Origin of the sequence: Streptomyces capitiformicae, from assembly GCF_002214185.1 — a bacterium.
Lineage (GTDB): Bacteria > Actinomycetota > Actinomycetes > Streptomycetales > Streptomycetaceae > Streptomyces > Streptomyces capitiformicae.
Window position 1 is genome coordinate 4,347,812 of the sequence record NZ_CP022161.1, and the last position, 26,792, is coordinate 4,374,603.

Sequence of the window (26,792 nt, forward strand, 5' to 3'; positions counted from 1 at the left end):
CCTTCCCAAAACGTGGATCAGATGCGGGCGGATGCCTCGGCGAGGGTGCCGGCGATGATCGCGGCGATACGGTCGAGGACGGCGCGGTCGCTGATCAGCGGGGGCGCGATCTGGACCAGCGGCGCGGAGCGGTCGTAGACACGGGCCAGCAGGCCGGCCTCGCGCAGCCGGCGCGGGATCAGATCGCCGATCAGATCGGCTCGGGCCTTGCTGCTGAAACCGCCGTCGTCGAGGTCGCCGACGAGTTCGCAGGAGTAGAAGAACCCGGTGCCGCGGACGTCGCCGACGATCGGCAGGTCCTTGAGCGCCGCCATGCGCTTGGCCAGGTCGTCCTGGAGACCGCGGACGTTGTCCAGGATCCGGTCCCGCTCCATGATCTCCAGGTTGCGCAGGGCGATGGCCGTGCTCAGCGGGTGTCCGGCGAAGGTGTAGCCGTGGTTGAGGACCGCGCCCGGCCGGTTGATGACCTCGGTGACCTTGCTGCTGACCAGGGTCGCGCCCAGGGGCGCGTATCCGGCGGTGATGCCCTTGGCGACGGTGACCATGTCCGGGCGGGCGCCGTAGCGGTCCCCGCCGAACCACTCCCCGATCCGGCCGAAGCCGGTGATCACCTCGTCGGCGACGAGCAGGAAGCCGTACCGGTCGGCCAGCGCCCGCAGACCCTGCCAGTAGCCCTTGGGCGGGGTGATGCAGCCGCCCCGGTTCTGCACCGGCTCGGCGATGAGCATCGCGATGGTCTCCGGGCCCTCGCCCAGGATCGCGACCTCCAGCTCCGCGAGCAGCCACGCCGTGTACACGTCGTCGTCCGCGAACTCCGGTGCGAGGCCGAGGCGGTTGGTGTTCGACACGAACCGGGTCTCGATCGCCGGCGGACCATACGGCTCCGTCAGGCCGGGTTCGTCGGTGAACGACAGGGTGCCGACGGTCAGCCCGTGGTAAGCGCCGCGCCGGGCGATCGCCTTGGTGCGTCCCGGCTCACCGCGCATGGCATGGTAACGCCGGGCTATCTTCCAGGCGGTCTCGACGGCTTCGGCACCGCCGCTCGAGAAGAAGGTGTGCTCGATGTCGACGGGGGCGATCCGGGACAGCCGCTCGGCGAGTTCGATGGCCGAGAGGTGCGCGGAGCCGGTCCACAGCGGGCTGTAGCACAGCTCACGCAGTTGCCGTTCGGCCGCCTCGGCGAACTCGGGGCCGTAGGAGTAGCCGAGCTGGCAGCAGTACAGCCCCGACAGACCGTCGATGTACCGTCTGCCGTCCGCGTCCTCGACGTACGGTCCCTCCCCCCGCTGGACGATGAGGAGGTCCTCGCCGTCCGGGCCGAGCGAACCGTTGGCGGTCATGTTCAGCAGCAGGTGCCGCTGAGCGGTGGCGGTGGCGGCGGTCAGCTGAGCGGTGGCGGTGGTCATACCGTCTCGCCTCCGGGGTTGGCGACCCCTGCCGTGTTCTCGACCGAGAGCAGGGAGCCCTGTCGTCCGGAGCCCGCCCCGAAGCCCGCCGCCGCTGCCCCGGCCCCGGCCCCGGCCGCCCCGAAGCCCGCCGCCGCGCCCGCGGCAGCCGCCAAGCCGGCGGCCGCCGCTCCGGCGAAGCAGGCCGCGGCCCCGGCCGCCGACGGCCCGGAGCTGATCACGCTGCGCGGCCCCGCCGCCGCGGTCGCAAAGAACATGAACGCCTCGCTGGAGCTGCCCACGGCCACGTCCGTGCGCGCCGTCCCGGTGAAGCTGCTGTTCGACAACCGCATCGTCATCAACAACCACCTCAAGCGCGCCCGGGGCGGGAAGATCTCCTTCACGCACCTGATCGGCTACGCGATGGTGCAGGCCATCAAGGCCATGCCGTCGATGAACTGGCACTACGCGGAGAAGGACGGGAAGCCCACCCTCGTCAAGCCGCCGCACGTCAACTTCGGCCTCGCCATCGACCTGGTCAAGCCCAACGGCGACCGCCAGCTCGTCGTCGCGGGCATCAAGAAGGCCGAGACGCTGAACTTCTTCGAGTTCTGGCAGGCCTACGAGGACATCGTCCGCCGCGCCCGTGACGGCAAGCTGACGATGGACGACTTCACCGGTGTCACGGTCTCCCTGACCAACCCCGGCGGCCTCGGCACCGTCCACTCCGTGCCCCGCCTGATGCCCGGCCAGTCGGTCATCATGGGCGTCGGCTCCATGGACTACCCGGCCGAGTTCCAGGGCACCAGCCAGGACACCCTCAACAAGCTCGGCATCTCGAAGGTCATGACGCTCACGTCGACCTACGACCACCGGGTCATCCAGGGCGCCGCCTCCGGCGAGTTCCTGCGTCTCGTCGCGAACCGCCTCCTCGGCGAGCACGGCTTCTACGACGACATCTTCGAGGCCCTGCGCATCCCCTACGAGCCGGTCCGCTGGCTCAAGGACATCGACGCCAGCCACGACGACGACGTCACGAAGGCCGCCCGTGTCTTCGAGCTGATCCACTCCTACCGGGTCCGCGGCCACGTCATGGCCGACACCGACCCGCTGGAGTACCGCCAGCGCAAGCACCCCGACCTGGACATCACCGAGCACGGGCTCACCCTGTGGGACCTGGAGCGCGAGTTCGCGGTCGGCGGCTTCTCGGGCAAGTCCCTGATGAAGCTGCGCGACATCCTCGGCGTCCTGCGCGACTCGTACTGCCGTACGACCGGCATCGAGTTCATGCACATCCAGGACCCGAAGCAGCGCCGCTGGATCCAGGACCGCATCGAGCGCCCGCACACCAAGCCGGAGCGCGAGGAGCAGCTGCGCATCCTGCGCCGGCTGAACGCGGCGGAGGCCTTCGAGACCTTCCTGCAGACGAAGTACGTCGGCCAGAAGCGCTTCTCCCTGGAGGGCGGCGAGTCCGTCATCCCGCTGCTGGACGCGGTCATCGACTCGGCGGCCGAGTCCCGCCTCGACGAGGTCGTCATCGGCATGGCCCACCGCGGCCGACTGAACGTCCTGGCGAACATCGTCGGCAAGTCGTACGCCCAGATCTTCCGCGAGTTCGAGGGCAACCTCGACCCGAAGTCGATGCACGGCTCCGGCGACGTGAAGTACCACCTGGGCGCCGAGGGCACGTTCACGGGCCTGGACGGCGAGCAGATCAAGGTGTCGCTGGTCGCGAACCCGTCGCACCTCGAAGCCGTCGACCCGGTCCTGGAGGGCGTCGCCCGCGCCAAGCAGGACATCATCAACAAGGGCGGCACGGACTTCACGGTCCTGCCGGTGGCCCTCCACGGCGACGCGGCCTTCGCGGGCCAGGGCGTGGTGGCCGAGACCCTGAACATGTCGCAGCTGCGCGGCTACCGCACCGGCGGCACGGTCCACATCGTCATCAACAACCAGGTCGGCTTCACGGCGGCGCCCGAGTCGTCGCGCTCCTCGATGTACGCCACGGACGTGGCGCGCATGATCGAGGCCCCGATCTTCCATGTGAACGGCGACGACCCCGAGGCGGTCGTCCGCGTCGCGCGCCTGGCCTTCGAGTTCCGCCAGGCGTTCAACAAGGACGTGGTGATCGACCTCATCTGCTACCGCCGCCGCGGTCACAACGAGTCGGACAACCCGGCCTTCACCCAGCCGCTGATGTACGACCTGATCGACAAGAAGCGCTCGGTGCGCAAGCTGTACACCGAATCGCTGATCGGTCGGGGCGACATCACCCTCGAGGAGGCCGAGCAGGCCCTCCAGGACTACCAGGGCCAGCTGGAGAAGGTCTTCACGGAGGTCCGCGAGGCGACGTCGCAGCCGGGCTCCGCCGAGACCCACGACCCGCAGGACGGCTTCCCGGTCTCGGTGAACACCGCGGTCACGGCCGAGGTCGTCAAGCGCATCGCCGAGTCCCAGGTCAACATCCCCGACCACATCACCGCCCACCCGCGTCTGCTGCCGCAGCTCCAGCGCCGGGCGTCGATGGTCGAGGACGGCACGATCGACTGGGGCATGGGCGAGACCCTCGCCATCGGCTCCCTCCTCCTGGAGGGCACCCCGGTCCGCCTGGCGGGCCAGGACTCCCAGCGCGGCACCTTCGGCCAGCGTCACGCGGTGATCATCGACCGCGAGACGGGCGAGGAGTTCACGCCGCTGATGTACCTCTCCGAGGACCAGGCGCGGCTGAACGTCTACAACTCCCTCCTCTCCGAATACGCGGCGATGGGCTTCGAGTACGGCTACTCGCTGGCCCGCCCCGAGTCCCTCGTGATGTGGGAGGCCCAGTTCGGCGACTTCGTCAACGGCGCCCAGACGGTCGTGGACGAGTTCATCTCGTCCGCGGAGCAGAAGTGGGGCCAGACGAGCGGCGTGACCCTGTTGCTGCCGCACGGCTACGAAGGCCAGGGCCCGGACCACTCCTCCGCCCGCCCGGAGCGCTTCCTCCAGCTCTGCGCCCAGAACAACATGACGGTCGCCATGCCGACCCTCCCGTCGAACTACTTCCACCTCCTGCGGTGGCAGGTGCACAACCCGCACCACAAGCCGCTGGTCGTCTTCACCCCGAAGTCGATGCTGCGCCTCAAGGCCGCCGCGTCGAAGGCGGAGGAGTTCACGACGGGCCAGTTCCGCCCCGTCATCGGCGACACCACGGTCGACGCGGCCGCCGTCAAGAAGGTCGTCTTCTGCGCCGGCAAGGTCTACTACGACCTCGAGGCCGAGCGTCAGAAGCGCGGCGCCACGGACCCTGCGGCTGCCGAGACGGCGATCATCCGCCTCGAGCGCCTGTACCCGCTCCCGGGTGCCGAGCTCCAGGCGGAGATCCAGAAGTACCCGAACGCCGAGAAGTACCTGTGGGCCCAGGAGGAGCCGGCGAACCAGGGCGCGTGGCCCTTCATCGCCCTCAACCTGATCGACCACCTGGACCTCGCGGTCGGCGCCGACGTCCCGCACGGCGAGCGCCTGCGCCGCATCTCCCGCCCGCACGGCTCTTCGCCGGCGGTGGGTTCGGCGAAGCGGCACCAGGCCGAGCAGGAGCAGTTGGTGCGGGAGGTGTTCGAGGCGTAATCGCTCTCGGCTTCATCCGTACGCGGCCGGGCCGCACCCCTCTCGCGGGGGTGCGGCCCGGCCGTTTCCGCGCACTTATCCTTGACCCATGTACTTCACGGACCGTGGCATCGAGGAACTGGAGAAGCGGCGTGGCGAGGAGGAGGTCACCTTCGAGTGGCTGGCCGAGCAGCTGCGGACGTTCGTCGATCTGAACCCGGACTTTGAGGTCCCCGTGGAGCGCCTGGCGACCTGGCTGGCGCGGCTGGACGACGAGGACGACGAGTAGGAGCCCCAGGGCCCGCGTCCGGGCCGGGTCCGGGAGGAGTCAGTCGCGGGGGTGGGACAAGTCGTAGAGCAGGCCGAGGGCGCCGTGGGCGATCAGGAGGCCGCCCGCGACGATCCAGCCTCCGCCGCGGCGGTACAGGCCCCAGGCCATGAGCGGTAGGCCGGCCACCAGTTGGGCGGTGGCGAGGGCGCGGGCTCTTGGGGCGCCGGCCCAGGGGAGCCAGGGGCCCAGCTGGCCGCGTTGGAGGGCATCCAGTTCCGTACGGACGGCTCCGCGCCAGCCGGTCCATTCGATGCGCTGGGCGTCGGGCTGGACGCGGGCGACCTCGCGCAGGCGGTCGGCCGGTTCGCCGGGGGTCAGGCCGGCGGGGAGGGCCACTCCCGCGCGGGCGAGGACCGCCAAGAGGCTCAGCATGCGGGTGCGGGCCCTCGCCGTCGGGTCGGGTTTCGTGAGGTCGTACAGGGACTGTTTGTCGATGACCGGGTCCAGTCCCAGGCGGGCGGCGAAGGTACGCATCGCCTCGTCCTCGCCGACCGGCGTGCCGTTCGCGAGCCATACGTAGCCGACGGTGCGGCGGAAGCCGGCGGCAAGGGTGTAACCGCTGCGGTCCGCGTCCCACCACAGGGCGAGTACGGGCCAGGAGGCGCCGACGGCGAGGGCGGTGGCCCAGCCGGTGAGGACGCGATCGACGGGTTCACCGCCTTCCAGCCACGGCTTGCCCTCGGGCACGAGCACGCTCCACTCGGTTCCGGCCGAGGTGAGCAGCATGCGTTCGCGGAGCAGTTGGGCGACGGGGGCGACGGAGTCGGGGTCCGCCCGGCAGAGCAGAAGAGCGCCGGGGGCGGGGGCGGGCCGGAAGCCCGGCGGTCCTGGGGAGTTTTCCGTCGGCATGAACCCACGCTAGGGCGATTTGTTCACATACATCCCCGCGGGATCACCAGAACGGGTGTATTGACTTTCGGCGACCGCGATATATCGTGAATTACATGAGACGCGATATTGCGCGTATGGGGTGGAGGAGGTCAGCGCCATGTCCGAGTGGTCCGTCGCCGAGCCACGAAAGCTCACATTCGACGAACCGGTGACAGCACTCCATGTGCGAGTCGTCAACGGAACGGTGAACGTCGTGGGCACCGACGAGGGTTCCACCCGTCTGGAGGTCTCCGATCTGGAGGGCCCACCGCTGACGGTGACGCAGACGGACGGCACCCTGACCATCGCGTACGACGATCTGCCCTGGAAGGGCTTCCTGAAGTGGCTCGACCGGAAGGGCTGGCGTCGCAATGCGCTGGTCTCGCTCGCCGTTCCGGCCGGCACCCGGGTCGAGGTGGGCGTGCTCGGCGCCACCGCCGTCGTCTCCGGAGTGGGCGGGCGTACGGACGTGAAGGGGGTCTCGGGCGACACCACCCTGGTCGGCCTATCGGGGCCGGTGCGCGCGACGACGGTGTCCGGGAACGTGGAGGCACAGGCCCTGACCGGGGATCTCCGGTTGAGTTCCGTCTCCGGCGACCTGACCGTCATCGAGGGGTCCTGCCCGACCCTGAAGGCCGACTCGGTGAGCGGCTCGATCATTCTCGACCTCGGTCCCACGGGCGGGCCCACCGACGTCGGCCTCAACAGCGTCTCCGGCGAGATCGCCATCCGCCTCCCCCACCCCACCGACGCCGAGGTCGAGGCCAACACCGCCAGCGGCACCATCGCCAACGCCTTCGACGACCTCCGCGTCAGCGGCCCCTGGGGCGCCCACAAAGTCACCGGCCGCCTCGGCAAGGGCAACGGCCGCCTGAGGGCGACGACTGTCTCCGGCTCCATCGCCCTCCTCCGCAGGCCTCCGGCGGAAGACGAGCCATGGGATGGGGACATGGGGGCCGAAGCGATGAGGGGCAAGCAGACAGGGGGCATGGAGGCTGGGTCACGCGACACTGGGCGGCCAGCCGACGCGGGCCCACGCGACGCACGGCCACCCGGCGGTGGGTCTGGGGACGGGGGCGCGGGGGCGGACGGCGGCAGTCCGAGGGCGGGGACGGACTCCTCCGGGCTGAGCAGCGACACAGCGCCGCCTTCGAGCACGGATTCGAGTACCGGCGCACACGAGGCCCCGCCCGGCGCCCCACCGGCCGAGCGGGCCGGTGTTGTGACCGACAATGCGTCTGCCGACTCCTCCGAGCAGTCCACCGACCTCACCGCGTCGGCTGCCGGCTCACCCGAGCCGCTTGCCGACGCGACTGAGCCGTCCGACGACCCATCGGGCCACGCGACGGCCGAAGGACCAACAGGGCCCTCGCCCGACGGTTCGGTCCCCAGCTCGGCCGACGGCACGAACTCCAGCACGACCGAGAAGAAGGTGCTCTGACATGCCTCCCGTCTTCGCCCACGGACGCCTGCGGCTGTATCTGCTGAAGCTGCTGGACGAGGCGCCCCGCCACGGCTACGAGGTGATCCGGCTGCTGGAGGAACGCTTCCAGGGGCTGTACGCCCCCTCGGCCGGCACCGTCTATCCGCGCCTGGCCAAGCTGGAGGCCGAGGGGCTGGTCACCCACACCACCGAGGGCGGCCGCAAGGTGTACGCGATCACGGACGCGGGCCGCACCGAACTCGCCGATCGAAGTGGCGAGTTGGCCGACCTGGAGCTGGAGATCCGCGAGTCGGTGGCGGAGCTGGCCGCCGAGATCCGGGCCGACGTACGGGGCGCGGCAGGTGATCTGCGCCGCGAGATGCGGGCGGCCGCCTCCGAGGCACGCAAGGGCGGCGGGGTGGGCGCCGGTGAGCAGGGGCCGCTCGGGGAGTTCGGGGAGTACGCCGACAAGGAGGCCTGGCGCGCCGCGAAGGAGGAGATGCGCCGCGTCAAGCAGGAGTGGAAGGAGCAGGCCCGGCGGGCGAAGGACGAGAGCCGCCGGGCCCGCGAGGAGGCCCAGCGCGCCCGCCGCCAGGCCAAGGAGGCCCAGGACCGGGCCCGCACCCAGGCCCAGGAAGAACTCCAGCGCATCGCCAAGCGGGTCCAGGACCACGTCCAGGACCACTTCACCCGGGGCGACTGGCCGACGGGCGTACGTGAAGGGCTGACCGAACTGGCCAAGGAGTTCGGCGAGTTCGGGAAGGACTTCGGAAAGGAGTTCGGCAAGGATTTGGGCTTCGGCCGCGCGGGGACGGGAGCGGGGACGGAGACCGGCACTGGTACTGGCGCTGGCACCGGCTCAGCGACTGGTAGGGGCCTCGGGGAGCCCGAGTACTCGACGACTTCCGAGGACTTCCCGGGCACGTACGAACCCGCCTGGGTGCACGAAGCGTCCACGGGTGACCCGGGCCGCGATCTCGACCGACTTCTGGACCGTTTCCGTGACGACCTCCGTGACGTGGCCCGCGACCACGGGGTGACGGAGGACCAACTCCGCGACGCCCGCCGCCACCTGTCAACAGCGGCAGCTCACATCGGTGCCGCTCTGAGGACACCCAAGGCGTAGTGCCGGGGGCGGACGCCGAGAGGACTTCCCACGCTCACCCCGGCACACCCCACCCCCGGCTCACCCCGCCTTGGCCTCTCCGGTGCCGTAAAGGACCCGCTCCAGCGCCTCGTAGGTCACGCCGTGGTCCGCGAGGACCTCGGCGGGGAGGCCGGGGCGGGTGGTGAGGGCGAGGAGGAGGTGTTCGTCACCGATGTGCCGGTCACGGTGGGCGTGAGCGGTGCGGAGGGAGCGGGTGAGGACGTCCTTGGCGTCACGGGTGAAGGGGCGGTGGCCCGAGCGGCGCCCCTTGCGCTTGCCGGTGGACTCCAGCGCACCCACCCCGTGGGCCTCTTCGACACGGCTGACGATCTCCGAGAGGTCGATGCCAAGGTCGGAGAGGGCGTCGGCGTCGGCGCGGGAGAGGCCTCCGCGGCGGCGGGCCTCGGTGAGGGCCCGCTCCACCGAGTCCCGCCGGTCGGCAAGCCCCAGCGCGGTCAAAGCGAACGAGGCGCGGCTGGCCTCACGGTCCAGCAAGGCCAGCAGGAGGTGCTCGTCGGTCACCTCGTTCGCGTGAGTGCGTTCGGCGTGGTCGACCGCGCCCAGGACCACGGCACGGGCGTCCTTCGTGAACCGTTCGAACATCAATGCCTCCCGTACTTCTTGTGTACTGCTTGCCTGCTCACACCGAGTTCCGTGGCGATCTCCTGCCACGACCAGCCCTGATTGCGCGCGCTGCGCACCTGGACCGCTTCCAACTGCTCCAGCAGCCTCCGCAGCGCGGCGACGGCCCGCAGCCCGATGCGGGGGTCACGGTCGCCCGCGCGCTCGGCGAGATCCGTTGCTTCGGTCATGCCGTCAACTTACGTTGACACTGACGATCGCGTCAACCCCGGTTGACATGACGACGGCCGGCCCGGAAGAACCGGGCCGGCCGTCGTGTCGACAGATTCCGTCAGGGATTGACGAGGACGATCTTTCCGAACTGGTCCCCCGACTCCAGACGTTCGAAGCCCTCGCGAGCGCGGTCCAGGGGCAACACCTCGTCGATGACGGGGCGTACGCCGGTCGCGGCGCAGAAGGAGAGGAGATCCTCCAGTTCGTCCTTGCTGCCCATGGTGGAGCCGACGACCTTGAGTTCGAGGAAGAAGATGCGGGTCAGTTCGGCGTGGGAGGGGCGGTCACCGCTGGTGGCGCCGGAGATGACGAGGGTGCCGCCGGGGCGCAGGGACTTCACGGAGTGGGACCAGGTGGCGGCGCCGACGGTCTCGATGACCGCGTCGACGCGCTGCGGCAGCCGCGCCCCCGACTCCAAGGCCTCCACCGCGCCCAGTTCGACGGCCCGCTTGCGTTTGGCCTCGTCCCGGCTGGTGGCGAACACCCGCAGGCCGGCCGCCTTGCCGAGCACGATCGCGGCGGTGGCGACACCCCCGCCGGCGCCCTGGACGAGGACGGAATCGCCGGGGCGTACGCCCGCGTTGGTGAAGAGCATGCGGTACGCGGTCAGCCAGGCGGTGGGCAGGCAGGCGGCCTCTTCGAAGGAGAGTTCCTTGGGCTTGGGGAGGACGTTCCAGGTGGGGACGGCGACCTGTTCGGCGAAGGTGCCCTGGTAGCGCTCGGTGAGGATCGAGCGGGGCTCGTCGGGGCCGACGCCGTGGCCGGTCTGGCCGATCACCGAGTGCAGGACGACCTCTTTGCCGTCCTCGTCGACCCCGGCGGCGTCACAGCCGAGGATCATGGGCAGCTTGTCCTCGGGGAGGCCGACGCCGCGCAAGGACCAGAGGTCGTGGTGGTTCAGCGAGGCGGCCTTCACGTTCACGGTCGTCCAGCCGGGCCTCGGCTCCGGGGCCGGGCGGTCGCCCAACTCCAGTCCGTTGAGCGGGTGGTCACGGTCGATTCGGGCGGCGTAGGCAGCGAACATGCGCCTGACCATAGGGGTAGGCCGGGGGCGAGGGAACCGGGCCGCCCTGTGACACGCGTCCCGCCACCGGATCCGCCCGGGAAGGTTTGCACCCCCGCCACCCCTACCCGTCCCATCCACGTCCCATCCTCCAGGGGCTGCGCCCCTTCGACCCCCTGCGCGGGAGAGGTCGGGAGTCCGGTGTGTGAGGCGGGTGCGGGTGAACTGTGCGACAAGGGCGCGGGGAACTGCGCGACAAGCCCCCACCCACCCGCAGCCAAAACAACCCGCCCAGAGGGTCTGGGGGCGCAGCCCCGGGCGGCGGGGGCGAAAAGACCAACGGCTCCGCCCCGCACCAGCGGGACGGAGCCGTCGAACCAACCGTCGGCGTCGGATCAGCGCCGCGCCACACCTTCCGCCCGAGCAGCCGCGGCAACCGCCGCGGTCACCGCCGGAGCGACCCGCTCGTCGAAGGGCGAGGGGATGACGTAATCCGCGGCAAGGTCGTCACCCACGACCGATGCCAGCGCCTCGGCCGCCGCGAGCTTCATGCCCTCGGTGATCCGGGACGCCCGCACCTGCAACGCTCCCGCGAAGATCCCGGGGAACGCCAGCACGTTGTTGATCTGGTTCGGGTAGTCCGACCGCCCCGTCGCGACGACGGCCGCGTACTTGTGGGCGACGTCGGGGTGCACCTCGGGGTTCGGGTTGGCCATGGCGAACACGAACGCGCCCTCGGCCATGGAGGCGACCGCCGCCTCCGGGACCGTACCTCCGGAGACGCCGATGAAGACGTCCGCGCCCGCGAGCGCGTCCTCCAGGGAGCCCGACAGCCCCGCCTTGTTGGTGAGCTCGGCGAGCTCCCGCTTGACCGGCGTGAGGTCCTCGCGGTCCGCGGAGACGATGCCCTTGCGGTCGGTGACCGCGACGTCGCCGAGGCCGGCCTCCAGCAGCATCTTCGCGATGGCGACACCCGCCGCGCCGGCACCGGAGATGACGGCCCGCAGGTCGCCCAGCCCACGGCCGGTCAACCGAGCGGCGTTCCGGAGGGCGGCCAGCGTCACGACCGCCGTACCGTGCTGGTCGTCGTGGAAGACCGGGATGTCGAGGCGCTCCTGGAGCCGCTTCTCGATCTCGAAGCAGCGGGGCGCCGAGATGTCTTCCAGGTTCACGCCGCCGAAGGACGGGGCGAGACGGACCACGGTCTCGATGATCTCGTCGACGTCCGTGCAGGCGAGCGCGATCGGCACCGCGTCGACGCCGCCGAACTGCTTGAACAGGATCGCCTTGCCCTCCATCACGGGGAGGGAGGCCTCGGGCCCGATGTCGCCGAGGCCGAGGACGGCCGTACCATCCGTCACGACGGCGACGACCGACGACTTCCAGGTGTAGTCGTTGACCAGCTCGGGCTGCTCGGCGATGGCGGTGCACACCCGGGCGACGCCGGGGGTGTAGGCGAGGGACAGGTCGTCCTTGTCGCGGATCGGCACGGTGGACTGCACGGCCATCTTGCCGCCGCGGTGCAGGGCGAACGCGGGGTCGATGGAATCGAGCGGCTCCCCGCTGCCCTCCTGCCCCGTATTGCCAGTGCCGGCGTCGCTGCTCTCGGTGCGAGGATTGACAATCTCCGCTGCCACGTTGTTGACCCCTTAAGTCTTCAAGGTTTGAGGGTGACCGCTCCCGGTTCGGGAACGGGCGGGCACCGCGTAAGTCCCAGGTCACCGATACGTACGGCGACACCTGTGGGCTCAGACGCGACGGGCGCGCCGCACACGCGCCCTGGGCCCCGGATGAGGGGTGTAAGGAACCTTCTTACCGGACGGACGGCGCCGACGACGAGTCCATACCTGTTCATACCTCGAAGGTCACAACTCGAAGGTCATTTGCAGACGATCACGGGTGGCGCGACTCGTCGCCGGATGACAGGACAGGTTCGAACAGATCGTGACAAGTCCCATACGGCCGTGTATGCGGGGTACGCAGCCGACCGCATCCTGAGATGCGCCGAAGATCCTCCGGCCGGGAGAAGGGAAGTCCGCACAAGATTCGGCTTGATCACCTGGTCTGCGGCGGTTCGTGGTGCATCGGGGGTGACCCGTTATCCGATTTTGACATGGCGGGTCATCTGAATGCACATGCCCGAATGGCAAGATGCCCTAATCACACAAGGTAGCGACACTCGAAGGCGTGTATCGCTCCGACCGACCCTGTCGGCATCTCCACACCTTCTCCACCCACCCCGCCGGAGGAATCCACCATGACCGCAAGCACCACCCGTCGTACGACCGGCCTGCGCTCCCGTACAGCCGCCGTCGGAGCGATCGCGGTCGCGGGCGCCCTGCTGCTCACCTCCTGCGGTGACCAGACCAAGAACAAGGACAACGGCTCGGACAGCACCAAGGCGAACTCGGCCCCGCTGGCCGGCAAGCTTCCCGCGTCGATCCGCGACAAGGGCGTGATCAACGTCGGTTCGGACATCGCGTACGCCCCGGTCGAGTACAAGGACGAGTCCGGCAAGGTCGTCGGCATCGACCTCGACGTCGCCGCGGCGATGGGCGAGCAGCTCGGTGTGGAGTTCGAGTTCCAGAACGCCACCTTCGACACCCTCATCGGTGGTCTGGCGGCCAAGCGGTACGACATCGCCATGTCGGCCATGACCGACACCAAGGACCGTCAGGAGGGCATCGACTCCGACACCGGCAAGAAGGTCGGCGCCGGTGTCGACTTCGTCGACTACTTCACCGCGGGTGTCTCGCTCTACACGAACAAGGGCGACGACCAGGGCATCAAGACGTGGGACGACCTGTGCGGCAAGACGATCGCCGTGCAGCGCAACACGTTCTCGCACGACCTCGCCAAGGAGCAGGCGACGAAGTGCAAGAAGGACAAGAAGGACGAGCTCAAGATCGAGGACTTCGCCACCAACCCCGAGGCCGAGACCCGGATGCGGTCCAAGGGCGCGGACGTCGTCTCCGCCGACTACCCGGTCGCCGCGTACTCGGTGAAGACCTCGGGCGGCGGCAAGTACTTCGAGATCGTCGGCGACCAGGTCGAGGCGGGCCCGTACGGCATCGCCGTCGCCAAGGAGAACACCGAGCTGCGTGACGCGCTGCAGGCGGCCGTCCAGGCGATCATCGACAACGGCGAGTACGAGAAGATCATCAAGAAGTGGGGCGTCGAGGACGGCGCCGTCACCGAGGCCAAGATCAACGGCGGTTCCTGACCCTCTGATCGTCGGCTCGGTTTCTGAAAGGCTCCACCCGTGACTGTTGACGTCAGCAAGACGGACGGTCCCGCCGACACGCCCCCCGCCGGTCCGGAGGCCATCAAGGCCATTCCGGTCCGGCACCCGGGGCGCTATGTGTCCGCGGCCATCGCACTCGCCCTCCTCGGCGCGATCGTCTACGCCTTCGCGCAGGCGAAGAAGATCAACTGGGGCGCGGTCCCCGACTACTTCTTCGACGACCGCATCATCGAGGGTGTCCTGAACACCCTGCTGCTCACCGTGGTGTCCATGGTGATCGGCATCGTCGGCGGCATCCTGCTCGCCGTGATGCGGCTGTCGAAGAACCCGGTGACCTCGTCCGTCGCGTGGTTCTACATCTGGTTCTTCCGCGGTACGCCGGTCCTGGTCCAGCTCTTCGTCTGGTTCAACCTCGGCCTGGTGTTCGAGTACATCAACCTCGGCCCGATCTACAAGGACTACTGGTCCTCGTTCATGACGCCGCTGCTGACGGCGCTGCTCGGCCTCGGCCTCAACGAGGCCGCGTACATGGCGGAGATCTGCCGCGCCGGTCTGCTCTCGGTCGACGAGGGGCAGACGGAGGCGTCGCACGCGCTCGGTATGAGCCACGCCAAGACGCTGCGCCGGATCGTGATCCCGCAGGCGATGCGCGTGATCGTGCCGCCCACGGGCAACGAGGTCATCAACATGCTGAAGACCACGTCGCTCGTCTCGACCGTGCAGTACGTGGATCTGCTCAAGGCGGCCCAGGACATCGGCCAGGGCGCGGGCTCGATCGTGGAGATGCTCTTCCTCGCCGCCGCCTGGTATCTGATCCTGACCAGCGTCTTCAGCGTCGGCCAGTACTACCTTGAGCGGTACTACGCCAAGGGCTCGACGCGGTCGCTGCCGCCGACCCCGATCCAGCGTTTCAAGGCCGCCGTCCTGCCCGCGCGCCGCCCGAAGGGAGTCGCGGCATGACCGCCATGGTGAAGGCCGAGGGCATCCACAAGTCCTACGGCGCCGTCGAGGTCCTCAAGGGCATCGATCTGGAGGTGCAGACCGGCGAGGTGTTCTGCCTCATCGGCCCGTCCGGCTCCGGCAAGTCGACGTTCCTGAGGTGCATCAACCACCTCGAGAAGATCAACGCCGGCCGGCTGTACGTCGACGGCGAGCTGGTCGGCTACCGCCAGAAGGGCGACAAGCTGTACGAGCTCAAGGACAGCGAGGTCGCGCTCAAGCGCCGGGACATCGGCATGGTGTTCCAGCGGTTCAACCTGTTCCCGCACATGACGGCCGCCGAGAACGTCATGGAGGCGCCGGTCCAGGTCAAGGGTGTCAACAAGGTGCAGGCCCGCGAGCGTGCCCTCGAACTGCTGGACAAGGTCGGCCTCGGCGACAAGGCGGGCAACTACCCGTCCCAGCTCTCCGGCGGCCAGCAGCAGCGCGTGGCGATCGCCCGGGCGCTGGCCATGGAACCGAAGCTGATGCTCTTCGACGAGCCGACCTCGGCGCTCGACCCGGAGCTGGTCGGCGACGTCCTCGACGTCATGCGCGACCTGGCCGAGTCCGGCATGACGATGGTCGTCGTCACCCACGAGATGGGCTTCGCCCGCGAGGTCGGCGACAGCCTGGTCTTCATGGACGGCGGTGTGGTGGTCGAGTCCGGCAACCCCCGTGACGTACTGACGAACCCGCAGGAGGAGCGGACCCAGTCCTTCCTGTCCAAGGTCCTCTGACCGGTACGCATGCGGTGAGGGGCGGTACGTACGGCATCCCGTACCGCCCCTCACACGTGTACACGGAGGCCTACTTCACGGCCAGCACCAGCGCGTCGGACGGCGAGCTCCATACCGTGCGGGCCTCGGCGAAGCCCTTGTCGCGCAGGACGCGTGTGTGCCAGTCGGCGCTCTGGGCGTCGCCCTCGGCGTGCTCGCCGTAGATCTCGAAACGGCGGGCCGTCGGCGCGCCGAGGACGGGATCCTGAGCGGCGAGCTGCCACCATTCGGCCCAGTCGACGGCACCCTTCGCCTTGGCCTGTTCCATGCGGGTGTGGCGGTGCGCGCGCTCCGCCGCGTTGATCCGGGGCGTGGTCTCGTCGATCATGTGGTCCGCGTTCATGAAGACACCGCCGTCGCGGACGAGCTCCGCGACGTGACCGTAGAGGGCGGCGAGGGGTTCGCTGTGCAGCCAGTGCAGGGCGGTGGCCGTCAGGACGGCGTCGTACGTGTCGTACGGCAGTTGGGTGGGCCAGTCGGGGTCGGTTAGGTCGGCCGTGACGAAGGTGACGCGCCGGTCGCCCGCGAAGGTGCCCTCGGCGATGGTGAGGAGCGCGGGGTCGAGGTCGATGCCGGTGCTGACGGCGTTCGGGAACCGCGCGAACAGCCTGGACGTGATGGATCCCGTGCCGCAGGCGAGGTCGAGGACGCGGGGTTCGGGGCCGACGAGGGCCTCGACCATGTCCAGCATGACCCGGAACCGCTCCTCGCGGTCCGGCATGTACCACTCCTGCTGCCGGTCCCAGCTCTCCTGCCAGGCGCGCCAGTCGGTTCCGGTCGTGGTGGTCATGGAAGCCCCTTGTCCCCTCGTCCCGTTGTCGCGCGCACCACGTCGCACCCGCGATACCCGCGATACCCGCGATACCCGCGATACCCGCGATACCCGCGATACCCGCGATACCCGCAGCACTCGTAATACCCTGTAAGTATGAGCATCTGTTACTGACCGCATCGACGACGATAGACCGCCCCCGTAAGGACTACAAGTGGAACTGGCCTATTACTCGGATTACGCCGTGCGTCTCGTCAACACCGAGGAGCCGTCCCGGGGCAAGGACACGCTGACCTCGGTGGACGCGGTCCGTGACCTCTTCGGGGGCAACCAGTCGGCGGCCCGCCGCGCCACGGATGCCGACGTGACCCGGTTCCGCTCGGTCCGCTCCCGGCTGCGGGCGGTCTTCGAGGCGGCGGACGGGGGCGACGAGACACTCGCCGTGGACCTGCTGAACTCGCTGCTGCTGGAGTTCCCGGTGAGTCCACAGATCTCCGGCCACGACTTCCGCGACGACGACGGCCGCCCGCTGTGGCACATGCACCTGGCGGACCACCCCTCGAACGCGACCGCGGGCTATGCCGCCATCGCCGTGATGGGCCTCGCGTTCCACCTGACCGAGTACGGCGTGGACCGGCTCGGCCTGTGCGAGGCGACGCCGTGCCGCAACGCCTACCTCGACACCTCCACCAACCGCTCCCGGCGCTACTGCTCGGACCGCTGCGCGACCCGCGCCAACGTGGCGGCCTACCGCGCCCGCAAACGCCTGGAGGCGGACCGGTCGCAGAGCACGGGGCGGGCGGCGGACACGATCCAGCGAGCGAGCGCGAGTGGCGAACGCTGACCGCCGCCGTCGGCGGTGCGGGGCCTGGGCCGGAAACGGAACCGCACCTTCCCCAGCACGAGTTCATCGGGCACGACCCCGTAGTCCGTGCTGTCCCCGCCGGCGTACGCGTTGTCCCCGAGCACCCACCAGCCGCCGTCGCGCCGCTCGGCGATCCGCTTGACGACGAGCAGGTCCTGCTGGAAGGGGTGCCGCAGCACGACCACGTCACCGACCCGCAGCCGCGCCCCGTAGTGGACGAGCAGCCGGTCCCCGTGGTGCAGCGTCGGCACCATGGACGGTCCCGTGACCTCGGCCACCCCCAAGGGCAGAACGGCGCTCCCCCGCTCGGTCTCCTGCGACAGCTCCGGCATCATCCGGCACCTCCCCGGTTCCATCCTCCACCAGTCCAGTCTGACCCCGGACTTTTGTCCTAAGCCCATGGGGGCACTCGCCAAAACCTCTCACGCAGGGAGTAATGTCCCACCTGAGAAGACGATCACGAGGAAGGAATGCTCCATGCTTTCCCGCCTGTTTGCCCCCAAGGTCAAGGTCAGCGCGCACTGCGACCTGCCCTGCGGTGTGTACGACCCGGCCCAGGCCCGCATCGAGGCGGAGTCGGTGAAGGCCGTGCAGGAGAAGATGGCCGCCAACGACGACCCGCACTTCCAGGCTCGCGCGACCGTCATCAAGGAGCAGCGCGCCGAACTCGCCAAGCACCACGTGTCGGTCCTGTGGAGCGACTACTTCAAGCCCCCGCACTTCGAGAAGTACCCGGAGCTGCACGTCCTGGTCAACGACACCCTGAAGGCCCTCTCGGCCGCCAAGGCGTCCACCGACCCGGCCACGGGCCAGAAGGCGCTCGACTACATCGCCCAGATCGACAAGATCTTCTGGGAGACCAAGAAGGCCTGACACCCCCGGGCCCTCCCCGCACCCGATCCCCATGCCGCCGTGGAACTTGGTGGCGTGATGGGTCGGGTGCGGTTTTGTTTTTCGCCGCGCAGGGCGCTGGTCGATGACCGGGATCAGGCCGGTGTCGGGCCGGGCCAGACGGACGAGGCGTCGTCCCGGTGGGGGGACGGGAGGCGGATGGGGCGGACGGGGATCGTGTGGGTTTGGCCGTCCGTGGTCGCGGTCCAGGGGGCGGGGTGGCCCGAGTAGGACAGGGTCGTCAGGGCGAAGACGCCGTCGGCGTAGATCTCGACGTATTCGCCGATGGTCAGGATGCGGAGGGTGGTGGGGGGTTCGGGGAGGATCGTCTCGGCCAGGGGGGCGGCGTGGGCGCCGGTCACCCTGAGGTTCTTGCCGTCGCAGGTCAGCGTGAGGGCCGGGAGGGCTGAGCCGGGGGCCTCGGTGCGCAGGGTGATGTCCACAGGGCGGCCCGAGCGTACGTCCATGTCGCCGACCGCGTGCAGCACCGAACCCTCCTGCTCCTCCCCCAGCCATGCGTCCAGGCCCGGCCACCATTCCAGGCGGGGCGCCGAATCGTCGTGTACGACAAGGGACTTGGGCTGGGCCAGCATGCCTCGGCAGTGGGCGCCGGTGTCGGTGAGGCCGACTCGGCGGGGGGTGGTGTGCAGGACGACTCGGGTGCCGTCGGGGGCGGGGATGACGCGGGGGGCGTAGGAGCCGGTGGGGCCCAACTGGCCCCGGCGGGTCCAGGGGCCGCGGAGGCGGGGGGCGGTCCAGGCCTCGAAGCCTCGTGTCGCGCCGATCGAGCCGAGCAGCAACCAGGTGCCGTCGTCCAGGCGTTCCAGGACCGGGCACTCCAACTCGTTCACGTCTCCGGGGGAGATCAGCGGGGGGTGGACCGTCCAGTGCTCCAAGTCGGGTGAGGTGGCCCAGGCCACGCAGCCGCTGACCTCGACCGGGAGTGAGGCGTCGGCGGCACAGATCACCATCACCCAGCCGTCCGACTCGTCGTCGCGTACGACGAACGGGTCCCGCCAGCCCATGCGTTCGCCGGTGCGGTACCAGCGGGGGTCCGCCTCGGCGACGGGGGCCGTGCCGTGGCGGCGCCAGCCGGTGCCGTCGGTGCGGTCGGAGTACGCGAGGCCGACCGACTGGACGGGCCAGCCGTCCGGGGTCAGGCCGCTCACGCCCGTGTAGAACATCGCCATCCCGGTGCCGTGCCGGAACGGGTGCATGGTCCACACCGCCTGCTGGTCGAAGCGGCCGGGCAGGCCGTTGCCGAAGACGGTGCCCTCGGGCCGCCAGTCGACCAGGTCGGTGGAGGTGGCCCGGCCGTAGGAGGTCTCCATCCGCAGATGGTCGAACTCGGTGGTCCAGGGGCCCTGGAGATGCAGCACCGCGTAGGCGCCGTCGTCGTCGCGGAGCAGGGCGAAGTCGTTCACGCAGAGGCCGGGCGGGGCGTATCGCATGGGCGGTTCCTGTCGGCTCACAGCGCTCAAACGTGTGCGCTGACGATCAATAACAAAGGCATCACTTCGAAATCGGCCCCAGTAAAACTGAACGCAAACGCTTGCGCAACAGCGAGGTCGGGTTTACGGTCACGACACCCACAGCTCACACCGACGTGAAACCGACGGGAGAAATGCGCCGTGACGGTCAGCATCACCGATGTCGCCCGCGCCGCCGGAGTCTCGGCGTCCACCGTGTCCCGCGCACTGCGCGGCCGGCCGGGCGTCTCGGACGAGGTGCGCACCCAGATCGCCGCCGTCGCCGCCGAACTCGGCTATACGGCGTCCCGTTCGGCGTCCAGCCTGGCGAGCGGGCGTACGTACACGATCGGGGTCGTCGCCCCGTACATCGGCCGGTGGTTCTTCGGCACCGTGCTGGACGCCGCCGAGCAGGTGTTCAGCGCCGCCGGGTACGACGTGCTGCTGTACAACCTCGGTTCGTCCGAGGCGCGCAAGCGATTCTTCTCCAAGATGCCGGTCCGCAAGCGGGTCGACGCGGTGCTCTCCCTGCTCATCCCGGACGAGGAGGAGTCCGCCGCGCTGCGCTCGCTCGGGGTGCCGCTGGCCTCCACGGTCGGGGGCGCGCGGCCCGGCTTCACGGTGGTCGGCATCGACGACCGGGCGGGGGCCGAGAGCGCCGTACGGCATCTGGTGAACCTCGGCCACCGCCGGATCGGCATGATCGCCGGGGCGAGCGGCCCGCTGCACTGGACCACGCCCATCGACCGTCGCGCCGCCTACCTGCACGTGCTCGCCGAGGCCGGGATCGAGCACGACCCGGCCCTGGTGGCGGACGGCGACTACACCGTCGACGGTGGCGAGCGGGCGATGACCGAGTTGCTGGCCGTCTCCCGGCCACCGACCGCCGTGTTCGCGCAGTCCGACGAGATGGCGATGGGCGCGTTGCGCGCGATCGGACGGCATCGGCTCCGGGTACCGGAGGACGTGTCCGTCGTCGGCTTCGACGACCACGAACTCGCCGACGTGGTCGGGTTGACCACCGTCGCCCAGCCGGTCGCCGGCCAGGGCGCGGAGGCCGCCCGGCTGCTGCTGCGGCAGCTCGACGAGCCGGACTCGGCCCCGGCCGGCCGGGTGGAGATGCCCATCCGTCTCGTCCTGCGCGACACCACGGCCCCACCGCGCCCGCGCGGCCCGCAGTGACCCACTGCCCACCCCACGCCGGAACTCACCACTCCCGAACGCACCACCGCACCTCGCACCCTCGCCCAGCACGGAGGCACACACCATGAGCTCGACGAGCAGCCCGACCAGCAGAAGGTTCCGCCGTACGGCCCGTACGGGGCTGTCCCTCGTCCTCCCCCTGGCGGCGCTGGCCGCCTGCGGCGGGGGCGGCGGCTCCGACACCTCCGCCGAGGCCGGCAGCGGCAAGGGAACCATCAGCGTCTGGGCCCACCAGGGCCAGAAGAGCGAGGACACCGCGATACAGAACGCGGTGAAGTCCTTCAACTCCTCGCAGAGCGACATCAAGGTCGAACTGAAGCTGATCCCCGGCAACGACTACACCAAGACCGTCACGACGACCGACGCCTCGGAGCTTCCGGACGTGATGGAGTTCGACGGCCCGACCATGGCGAACTTCGTCTACAACCAGAAGCTCGCCCCGATCGACGACTACGTCTCCGCCAAGACCCTGGACAACGCCACCGGCGCCAACAAGGCGCAGGGCGAGATCGACGGCAAGCACTACGGCCTGGGCCAGTACGACTCGGGCCTGGGTATCTACGGCAACAAGAAGCTGCTGGACGCGGCCGGCGTGAAGTACCCGACGAGCGTGGACGACGCCTGGACGGCGGACGAGTTCACCGCCGCGCTCAAGGCACTGAAGGCCAAGGACTCCGACGGCAAGGTCCTCGACATCCAGGAGAACAACGGGCTCACCACCGAGTGGGGCACCTACGGCTTCTCCCCCATCGTCTGGTCGGCCGGCGGTTCGCTCCTCAAGGACGGCAAGGCGGAAGGCTCACTCGACTCGCCGGAAACCGTGTCGGCCCTGAAGACCTTCCAGTCCTGGAAGTCCGATGTCGACCCCAACACCGACGGCAACGCCTTCGCCAAGAGCCGCGTCCCGCTCAGCTGGGTCGGCCACTGGATGTACCCCGCCTACAGCGAGGCCCTCGGTGACGACCTCGTCGTCCTGCCGCTGCCCGACTTCGGCAACGGCCCCAAGACCGGCCAGGGCTCCTGGGCCTGGGGCATCGGCGCCGGCTCCAAGAACGCCAAGGCCGCCGGCACGTTCCTGGACAGTCTCCTGAACGACGAGAACGTCGCCGCGATGACGACGGCCAACGGCGCCCCGCCCGCCACCAAGTCCGCGCTCGCCGCGAGCGACCTCTACAAGCAGGGTGGCCCGCTCCAGCTGTTCTCCGACCAGCTCGCCAAGCCCTGCGGCGACACCGACATCGCCAAGTCCTGCGTCGCCGTGACCCGCCCGCTGACCGCCGGATACCCCACGGTCACCGCCAAGTTCGCCGAGGCCCTGAACTCCGTCTACGGCGGCGCCGACCCCAAGGACGCCCTGACGAAGGCCGCCCGCTCCATCGACCAGGACTTCTCCGACAACGCCGGCTACGAGATCCCGTAGGACCCATCGGCCGGGGCGGGCCGCACACACCGCGCCCGCCCCACCGGGAACAGGACCCACCGTCACCTTCTCGGCCGTGAACCGACCGAGCTTGTGCGCTCAGCCATCCACACCTCGTCGCGCTCCCGACTGCCCCCTACGACAGGACGGTCACAGGTCGCATCCACCGCATGACGGTCGGACCGCCATGCGGTGCGGGACCGGTGACAAGGCCCCACGCCAGGAAGTCCTGGCGACATCGATCCGGTCAGCACCACGTACAACCGTCTCCCCGGCCAGGCCGGTTCGTGCCTTCAAAGGCTCACGGAACGACCGAGCCATCGTATCGAGACGCTGGAAGGAACAAGGTGAAATCCGTCGAACCCGCGCACGCCGCGCCCCATGCCCGGGAGCAGGCTCCACCCGTGACCTCCGTCGAACCCGCGCGCCCGGCGCGCTCTGTGCGCAAGAACCGCGACTGGTTGCACGGACTGCTCATGTCCACGCCCGCCGTCGTCGGACTCATCGCCTTCGTCGGTATCCCGTTCGGCTACGCCGTCGTCCTCTCCTTCTACAACGTGCGCCTCGGCTCTCCGCTGGAACCGACCTGGTTCGGGATCGAGCACTACCGGCGGCTGTTCACCGACCCCGATCTGTCCGGCCCGTTCCTCAGGTCCCTGCTCAACAACCTGACCTTCGCCGCGGTCGTCGTACCCGTGCAGACCGGTCTGGCGCTCGGCCTGGCGATTCTGCTCAACCGCAAGCTCAAGGCGATCGGCCTGTTCCGGTCCCTGTTCTTCATGCCGGTCGTCTTCCCGATGGCGCTGGTCGCCGTGATCTGGCGGCTCATCCTCGCCCGCAGCGATCAGGGCATGCTCAACTCCGCGCTGGACGCGGTGAGTTTCGGCAACTGGGGCGCCTTCGACTGGCTCGGCGACTCCCTCACCGCGATGGCCTCGATCATCATCCTCTCCATCTGGCAGGGCGTCGGCTTCCAGATGGTCATCCTGCTCGCCGGGCTCCAGCAGATCCCCGGTGAGCTCTACGAGGCCGCCGAGCTCGACCGCGCCTCCCGCTGGCAGCAGTTCCGCCATGTCACCCTGCCCGGCATACGCGGCACCCTCGTGTTCGTCGCCATGCTCACCTCAGTGCTCTCCTTCCGCGTCTTCGACCAGGTCTACGTCCTCGTCAAAGGTGGCGGGCTCCACGAGGACGCGGCCCGCACCGTGATGTACCAGGCGGTCACCACCGCCTTCGACCAGAACAACATCGGCCAGGCGTCCGCGATCACTGTCGTCTTCTTCCTGATCGTCGTCGTCCTGACCCTCATCCAGCGCCGCGTCGTCCGGCCCGACAACGAGGACTGACCATGAGCATGAACACGGGCCTCACCCGCACGCCCCTGCGCCGCTTCCTCGACTACGCCGTCCTGTCCGTCCTGGCGTTCGTCTTCGCACTGCCTGCCATCTACCTGCTGATCGGCAGCCTCAAGCCGTCCGACGAAGTCCTCGACGGTCTGTCCGGCTTCCTGCCCACCAACCTGTCGTTCGACAACTACACAGCCGTCCTCGACAGCCTCAACTCCGAGAGCACCGGCTACTTCTGGCGCTTCATGGGCATCTCGCTGCTGCTGGCGTTCGTGGTCGTGACGGGCGGTCTCTTCGTCAACTCGATGGCTGCGTACGGGCTTTCACGGCTGAAGTGGCGCGGGCAGAACGCCGTCTTCACCCTCATCCTGCTGCTGATGCTGATCCCGTTCGAGTCGGTGGCCGTGCCGCTCTTCTACATGTTCAACGACCAGCGCAACACGCTCCCCATCCTGGCGCTTCCGTTCATCGCCAACGCCTTCTCGGTCTACCAGTTCCACACGTTCTTCCGTACGATCCCGCCGAGTATCGAGGAAGCCGCCCGCATCGACGGCGCGGGCCCCTGGCGCACCTTCTTCGCCATCATCGTCCCGATGTCGAAGCCGGCCTTCGCCTCCGTGGCGATCCTGACGTTCCTGATCCAGTGGGGCTCGTTCCTGTGGCCGGTACTGATGGTCTCCGATCCGGCGGTACGCCCGCTGCCGCTGGAGATGAGCGTCTTCCAGGCCCAACTGCCCCCGGACTGGGGCCAGATCCTCGCCTTCGGCGTGCTCCTGGTGCTGCCCGTGCTGGTCGTCTTCGCCTTCTTCCAGCGTTGGTTCGTCCAGGGGGTGGCCAGCTCGGCGGTCAAGGGCTGAGCACCGGGAACCGATCGGGGGCCGATTGTCAGTGGCCGGTGCGATGCTGTGGGCATGAACCGGGACGATCTCGTGCGGCTGCGGCAGGCGAAGGACCGCATGGACCGCGAGTACACCGAACCGCTGGACGTGGCCGCCCTCGCGCGCACCGCGCTGATGTCCCCCGGCCACTTCCAGCGCAGTTTCCGCGCGGCCTACGGCGAGACACCGTACGGCTATCTGATGACCCGCCGCATAGAGCGGGCCAAGGCGCTGCTCCGCCGCGGGGACCTCACCGTGACGGAGGTGTGCATGGCCGTGGGGTGTACGTCACTGGGGTCGTTCAGCTCCCGGTTCACGGAGCTGGTCGGCGAGACACCGAGCGCGTACCGGGCGCGTTCGCACGAGCAGAGCGCGGCGATACCGGCGTGCGTGACGAGAACGCTGACCCGCCCGACACGGCACCGGCCCCGAATGGGCACGACAGAGGGGCAGGGGCCGTTCTAGCGTGACCTCGTCGATCCCCAGAGCGGGCGGATCCCGAGAACGGACGTGCAGCCATGGCCATCGAACAGCGCCCCACCCCGGCCCCGACGGACGTGAAGCTCGCCCAGTGCTTCATCGCCGTCGACGACCATGACAAGGCGCTCGCCTTCTACCGCGACACCCTGGGCCTGGAGGTCCGCAACGATGTGAGTTACGAGGACATGCGCTGGGTGACCGTGGGTTCCCCGCTCCAGCCGGACGTGGAGATCGTCCTGGAGCCACCGGCCGCGAACCCCGACTTCTCTCCCGCCGACCGGGAGGCCGTGGCCGAGCTGCTCACCAAGGGCGTCCTGCGCGGAGTCATCTTCACGACCGCGGACTGCGACGCCCTCTTCGCCCGCGTCCGCGAGGCCGGCGCGGACGTCATCCAGGAGCCCATGGACCAGCCGTACGGCGTCCGCGACTGCGCGTTCCGCGACCCGGCGGGCAACATGCTGCGCTTCCTGGATCGCGGGAGCGGCACCCGTGGCTGAGACGCCCCCGCGCGAGCCGATCCGCGAGCCGATCCGCGAGCCGATCCGCTGGGCGTACGCCTTCATCGACCGTCCGGCGGCGGACTTCGACCGGGCCTGCGACTTCTGGACGGCCGTCACCGGCACGAAGCTCTCCGAGCCCCGGGGCGAACGGTCGGAGTACGTGACCCTCCTGCCCGAAGAAGCGGACGCCGACGCCTCGGTGAAGGCCCAGGCGGTCGACTCGGGACCGGGCGGCGCCCACCTGGACTTCTCCGTCTCCGACGTCCCGGCCCTGATCGCGTCCGCGACGTCCCTCGGCGCCGAGATCGTCACCGCCCACCCCGGCTGGGCTGTGCTTCGCTCCCCCGCCGGCCAGCTCTTCTGCGCGGTCCCCTGGCACGGGGAGTCGGTACGCCCACCCGTGGTCGAGGGCAGCCGCCTGGACCAGCTGTGCCTGGACACACCCTCCGACGCGTACGACACCGAAGTCGCCTTCTGGACCGCCCTGACCGGCTGGGATTCCCATCCCGGCTCCCGCCCCGAGTTCCACGTCCTGAAACCCCCACCGGGTCTCCCCCTCCGCCTCCTCCTCCAACGCCTGGACACCCCCCGCCCCGCCACCGCCCACCTCGACCTCGCCTGCACCACCATCGAAACCACCCGCACCCGCCACGAACACCTCGGCGCCACCTGCGTGGCCCGCCACCCCCACTGGACGGTGATGCGCGACCCAGCGGGCGGCACGTACTGCCTCACGGGCCGCGACCCGGAGACGGGAGGATTGCCGCCGGCCGGCTGAAGACCCGGTGCGGGGTCCAGGGGCCGCGGCGCATGCAAACCTTGCGGGGGTCCAGGGGGCGCAGCGCCCCTGGCGGGGTCCGGGGCGGAGCCCCGTGTCGGTGCGGGGTCGAAGGGGCAGCGCCCCTGGGAGGGATGGGACGGGTGTAGGGGCAGCGGGGGCGAGCAAAAACCCGCTCAGACGCCCTCTACACCGTCCAGAACCGGCCGGATCACCACCGGATACTGCTTGAGCCCCTCGGGCCCGGGACACCGCGCGACCCGCGCCGCGATCTCGGTGACACGGTCCAGGCTCGCGCAGTCCAGCAGCCAGTACCCGGCCATCAGCTCCTCGCTCTCCCGGTACGGCCCATCGGCGATCACGGGCTCGCCACGCTCGTCAACCGAAACCAACCGCGTCCGAGCCGGCTCGGCCAACCCCTGCCCGTCGATCAGCTCGCCGGTCTTGGCAAGGTCGTCATTGATCGCACCCATGTGGTCGTACATGGCCTGCAGCTCAACCGGGCTCCAGGCCGGCGAGTACTGGGACGCCTTACCCCGCATGCCCTCGTAGTCGGCCTGCGTACCAAGAACCATCACCAGGTACTTCAT

The 26,792-nt window shown here is 69.5% G+C and carries 26 protein-coding genes; 16 read left to right on the forward strand and 10 right to left on the reverse strand.

Annotated features, from left to right (window positions below):
* Positions 1 to 17 precede the first annotated feature (17 nt).
* Positions 18 to 1,406, reverse strand: a complete 1,389-nt coding sequence (locus CES90_RS19305; RefSeq protein WP_189785983.1) for an aminotransferase class III-fold pyridoxal phosphate-dependent enzyme — start codon at positions 1,404 to 1,406, stop codon at positions 18 to 20.
* A gap of 18 nt (positions 1,407 to 1,424) precedes the next feature.
* On the opposite strand from CES90_RS19305, the gene CES90_RS19310 reads away from it, so the two are divergent.
* Both CES90_RS19310 and CES90_RS19315 read left to right on the forward strand, forming a co-directional pair.
* Positions 1,425 to 4,991, forward strand: a complete 3,567-nt coding sequence (locus CES90_RS19310; RefSeq protein ID WP_232791324.1) for a multifunctional oxoglutarate decarboxylase/oxoglutarate dehydrogenase thiamine pyrophosphate-binding subunit/dihydrolipoyllysine-residue succinyltransferase subunit — start codon at positions 1,425 to 1,427, stop codon at positions 4,989 to 4,991.
* Between the two features lie 88 nt (positions 4,992 to 5,079).
* Complete coding sequence (locus CES90_RS19315; protein WP_003992906.1) at positions 5,080 to 5,259, forward strand: DUF6104 family protein; 180 nt, start codon at positions 5,080 to 5,082, stop codon at positions 5,257 to 5,259.
* A gap of 39 nt (positions 5,260 to 5,298) precedes the next feature.
* On the opposite strand, the gene CES90_RS19320 is transcribed toward CES90_RS19315, so the two are convergent.
* Positions 5,299 to 6,150: a hypothetical protein gene (locus CES90_RS19320; protein ID WP_189783935.1), complete on the reverse strand. Its 852-nt coding sequence runs from the start codon at positions 6,148 to 6,150 to the stop codon at positions 5,299 to 5,301.
* A gap of 139 nt (positions 6,151 to 6,289) precedes the next feature.
* Here CES90_RS19320 and CES90_RS51990 point away from each other — a divergent pair, with 139 nt between their 5' ends.
* Complete coding sequence (locus CES90_RS51990) at positions 6,290 to 7,612, forward strand: DUF4097 family beta strand repeat-containing protein (protein ID WP_189783934.1); 1,323 nt, start codon at positions 6,290 to 6,292, stop codon at positions 7,610 to 7,612.
* Between the two features lies 1 nt (position 7,613).
* Positions 7,614 to 8,720: a PadR family transcriptional regulator gene (locus tag CES90_RS19330; RefSeq protein ID WP_189783933.1), complete on the forward strand. Its 1,107-nt coding sequence runs from the start codon at positions 7,614 to 7,616 to the stop codon at positions 8,718 to 8,720.
* Positions 8,721 to 8,780: 60 nt separating this feature from the next.
* Here the strand turns inward: CES90_RS19330 and CES90_RS19335 are convergent, their stop codons facing one another.
* From CES90_RS19335 to CES90_RS19350, 4 genes are all read right to left on the reverse strand, one after another.
* On the reverse strand, positions 8,781 to 9,344 hold the full coding sequence (locus tag CES90_RS19335; protein WP_189783932.1) for a Clp protease N-terminal domain-containing protein: 564 nt from the start codon (positions 9,342 to 9,344) through the stop codon (positions 8,781 to 8,783).
* Positions 9,344 to 9,553 carry a helix-turn-helix domain-containing protein gene (locus CES90_RS19340; protein ID WP_189783931.1) on the reverse strand — a complete coding sequence of 70 codons (210 nt, stop codon included), beginning with the start codon at positions 9,551 to 9,553 and terminating at the stop codon, positions 9,344 to 9,346. The genes CES90_RS19335 and CES90_RS19340 overlap by 1 nt, the downstream gene beginning before the upstream one ends.
* 101 nt (positions 9,554 to 9,654) lie before the next feature.
* Positions 9,655 to 10,620, reverse strand: coding sequence for a zinc-binding dehydrogenase (locus CES90_RS19345; RefSeq protein ID WP_189783930.1), 966 nt, complete (start codon positions 10,618 to 10,620; stop codon positions 9,655 to 9,657).
* A gap of 374 nt (positions 10,621 to 10,994) precedes the next feature.
* Positions 10,995 to 12,236 carry an NAD(P)-dependent malic enzyme gene (locus CES90_RS19350; protein WP_189783929.1) on the reverse strand — a complete coding sequence of 414 codons (1,242 nt, stop codon included), beginning with the start codon at positions 12,234 to 12,236 and terminating at the stop codon, positions 10,995 to 10,997.
* Positions 12,237 to 12,856: 620 nt separating this feature from the next.
* Between CES90_RS19350 and CES90_RS19355 the strand changes: the two genes are divergently transcribed.
* From CES90_RS19355 to CES90_RS19365, 3 genes are read left to right on the forward strand one after another with little or no spacing between them, the layout of a single operon-like run.
* Positions 12,857 to 13,822, forward strand: coding sequence for an ABC transporter substrate-binding protein (locus CES90_RS19355; RefSeq protein ID WP_189783928.1), 966 nt, complete (start codon positions 12,857 to 12,859; stop codon positions 13,820 to 13,822).
* A gap of 39 nt (positions 13,823 to 13,861) precedes the next feature.
* Positions 13,862 to 14,803, forward strand: a complete 942-nt coding sequence (locus CES90_RS19360) for an amino acid ABC transporter permease (RefSeq protein WP_189783927.1) — start codon at positions 13,862 to 13,864, stop codon at positions 14,801 to 14,803.
* The gene (locus tag CES90_RS19365) at positions 14,800 to 15,561 is read left to right on the forward strand and encodes an amino acid ABC transporter ATP-binding protein (protein ID WP_269801949.1); all 762 of its coding nucleotides are present in this window, start codon (positions 14,800 to 14,802) and stop codon (positions 15,559 to 15,561) included. Before CES90_RS19360 ends, CES90_RS19365 begins: the two co-directional genes overlap by 4 nt.
* A 70-nt stretch (positions 15,562 to 15,631) precedes the next feature.
* On the opposite strand, the gene CES90_RS19370 is transcribed toward CES90_RS19365, so the two are convergent.
* Positions 15,632 to 16,390 (reverse strand): class I SAM-dependent methyltransferase, encoded by a 759-nt coding sequence (locus CES90_RS19370; RefSeq protein ID WP_189783926.1) that lies wholly within the window; start codon positions 16,388 to 16,390, stop codon positions 15,632 to 15,634.
* 196 nt (positions 16,391 to 16,586) lie between these two features.
* Here CES90_RS19370 and CES90_RS19375 point away from each other — a divergent pair, with 196 nt between their 5' ends.
* Positions 16,587 to 17,216 carry a CGNR zinc finger domain-containing protein gene (locus CES90_RS19375; protein ID WP_189783925.1) on the forward strand — a complete coding sequence of 210 codons (630 nt, stop codon included), beginning with the start codon at positions 16,587 to 16,589 and terminating at the stop codon, positions 17,214 to 17,216.
* On the opposite strand, the gene sodX is transcribed toward CES90_RS19375, so the two are convergent.
* Positions 17,120 to 17,569: a nickel-type superoxide dismutase maturation protease gene (gene sodX / locus CES90_RS19380; RefSeq protein ID WP_189783996.1), complete on the reverse strand. Its 450-nt coding sequence runs from the start codon at positions 17,567 to 17,569 to the stop codon at positions 17,120 to 17,122. The two genes, CES90_RS19375 and sodX, sit on opposite strands and share 97 nt — an antisense overlap.
* 145 nt (positions 17,570 to 17,714) lie before the next feature.
* Here sodX and sodN point away from each other — a divergent pair, with 145 nt between their 5' ends.
* Positions 17,715 to 18,110 (forward strand): superoxide dismutase, Ni, encoded by a 396-nt coding sequence (gene sodN, locus CES90_RS19385; protein WP_149829346.1) that lies wholly within the window; start codon positions 17,715 to 17,717, stop codon positions 18,108 to 18,110.
* Between the two features lie 113 nt (positions 18,111 to 18,223).
* On the opposite strand, the gene CES90_RS19390 is transcribed toward sodN, so the two are convergent.
* Positions 18,224 to 19,579 (reverse strand): glycoside hydrolase family protein, encoded by a 1,356-nt coding sequence (locus tag CES90_RS19390; RefSeq protein ID WP_189783924.1) that lies wholly within the window; start codon positions 19,577 to 19,579, stop codon positions 18,224 to 18,226.
* A 180-nt stretch (positions 19,580 to 19,759) separates the two neighbouring features.
* Here CES90_RS19390 and CES90_RS19395 point away from each other — a divergent pair, with 180 nt between their 5' ends.
* The 7 genes from CES90_RS19395 (at position 19,760) to CES90_RS19425 (ending at position 26,202) form a co-directional block, all read left to right on the forward strand.
* Positions 19,760 to 20,779, forward strand: a complete 1,020-nt coding sequence (locus tag CES90_RS19395; protein ID WP_189783923.1) for a LacI family DNA-binding transcriptional regulator — start codon at positions 19,760 to 19,762, stop codon at positions 20,777 to 20,779.
* Between the two features lie 85 nt (positions 20,780 to 20,864).
* Positions 20,865 to 22,220 carry an ABC transporter substrate-binding protein gene (locus tag CES90_RS19400; protein ID WP_189783922.1) on the forward strand — a complete coding sequence of 452 codons (1,356 nt, stop codon included), beginning with the start codon at positions 20,865 to 20,867 and terminating at the stop codon, positions 22,218 to 22,220.
* A gap of 347 nt (positions 22,221 to 22,567) precedes the next feature.
* Positions 22,568 to 23,566, forward strand: a complete 999-nt coding sequence (locus CES90_RS19405) for a carbohydrate ABC transporter permease (protein WP_189783921.1) — start codon at positions 22,568 to 22,570, stop codon at positions 23,564 to 23,566.
* 2 nt (positions 23,567 to 23,568) lie between these two features.
* Positions 23,569 to 24,423 (forward strand): carbohydrate ABC transporter permease, encoded by an 855-nt coding sequence (locus CES90_RS19410; RefSeq protein ID WP_208921429.1) that lies wholly within the window; start codon positions 23,569 to 23,571, stop codon positions 24,421 to 24,423.
* A 54-nt stretch (positions 24,424 to 24,477) separates the two neighbouring features.
* Positions 24,478 to 24,909: a helix-turn-helix transcriptional regulator gene (locus CES90_RS19415; RefSeq protein WP_189783920.1), complete on the forward strand. Its 432-nt coding sequence runs from the start codon at positions 24,478 to 24,480 to the stop codon at positions 24,907 to 24,909.
* 53 nt (positions 24,910 to 24,962) lie between these two features.
* Complete coding sequence (locus CES90_RS19420; protein WP_189783919.1) at positions 24,963 to 25,421, forward strand: VOC family protein; 459 nt, start codon at positions 24,963 to 24,965, stop codon at positions 25,419 to 25,421.
* A complete protein-coding gene (locus tag CES90_RS19425; protein ID WP_229913918.1) occupies positions 25,414 to 26,202 on the forward strand; it encodes a VOC family protein in 789 nt (262 codons plus the stop codon). Before CES90_RS19420 ends, CES90_RS19425 begins: the two co-directional genes overlap by 8 nt.
* Positions 26,203 to 26,378: 176 nt before the next feature.
* Here the strand turns inward: CES90_RS19425 and CES90_RS19430 are convergent, their stop codons facing one another.
* A complete protein-coding gene (locus tag CES90_RS19430) occupies positions 26,379 to 26,792 on the reverse strand; it encodes a YciI family protein (protein ID WP_189783918.1) in 414 nt (137 codons plus the stop codon).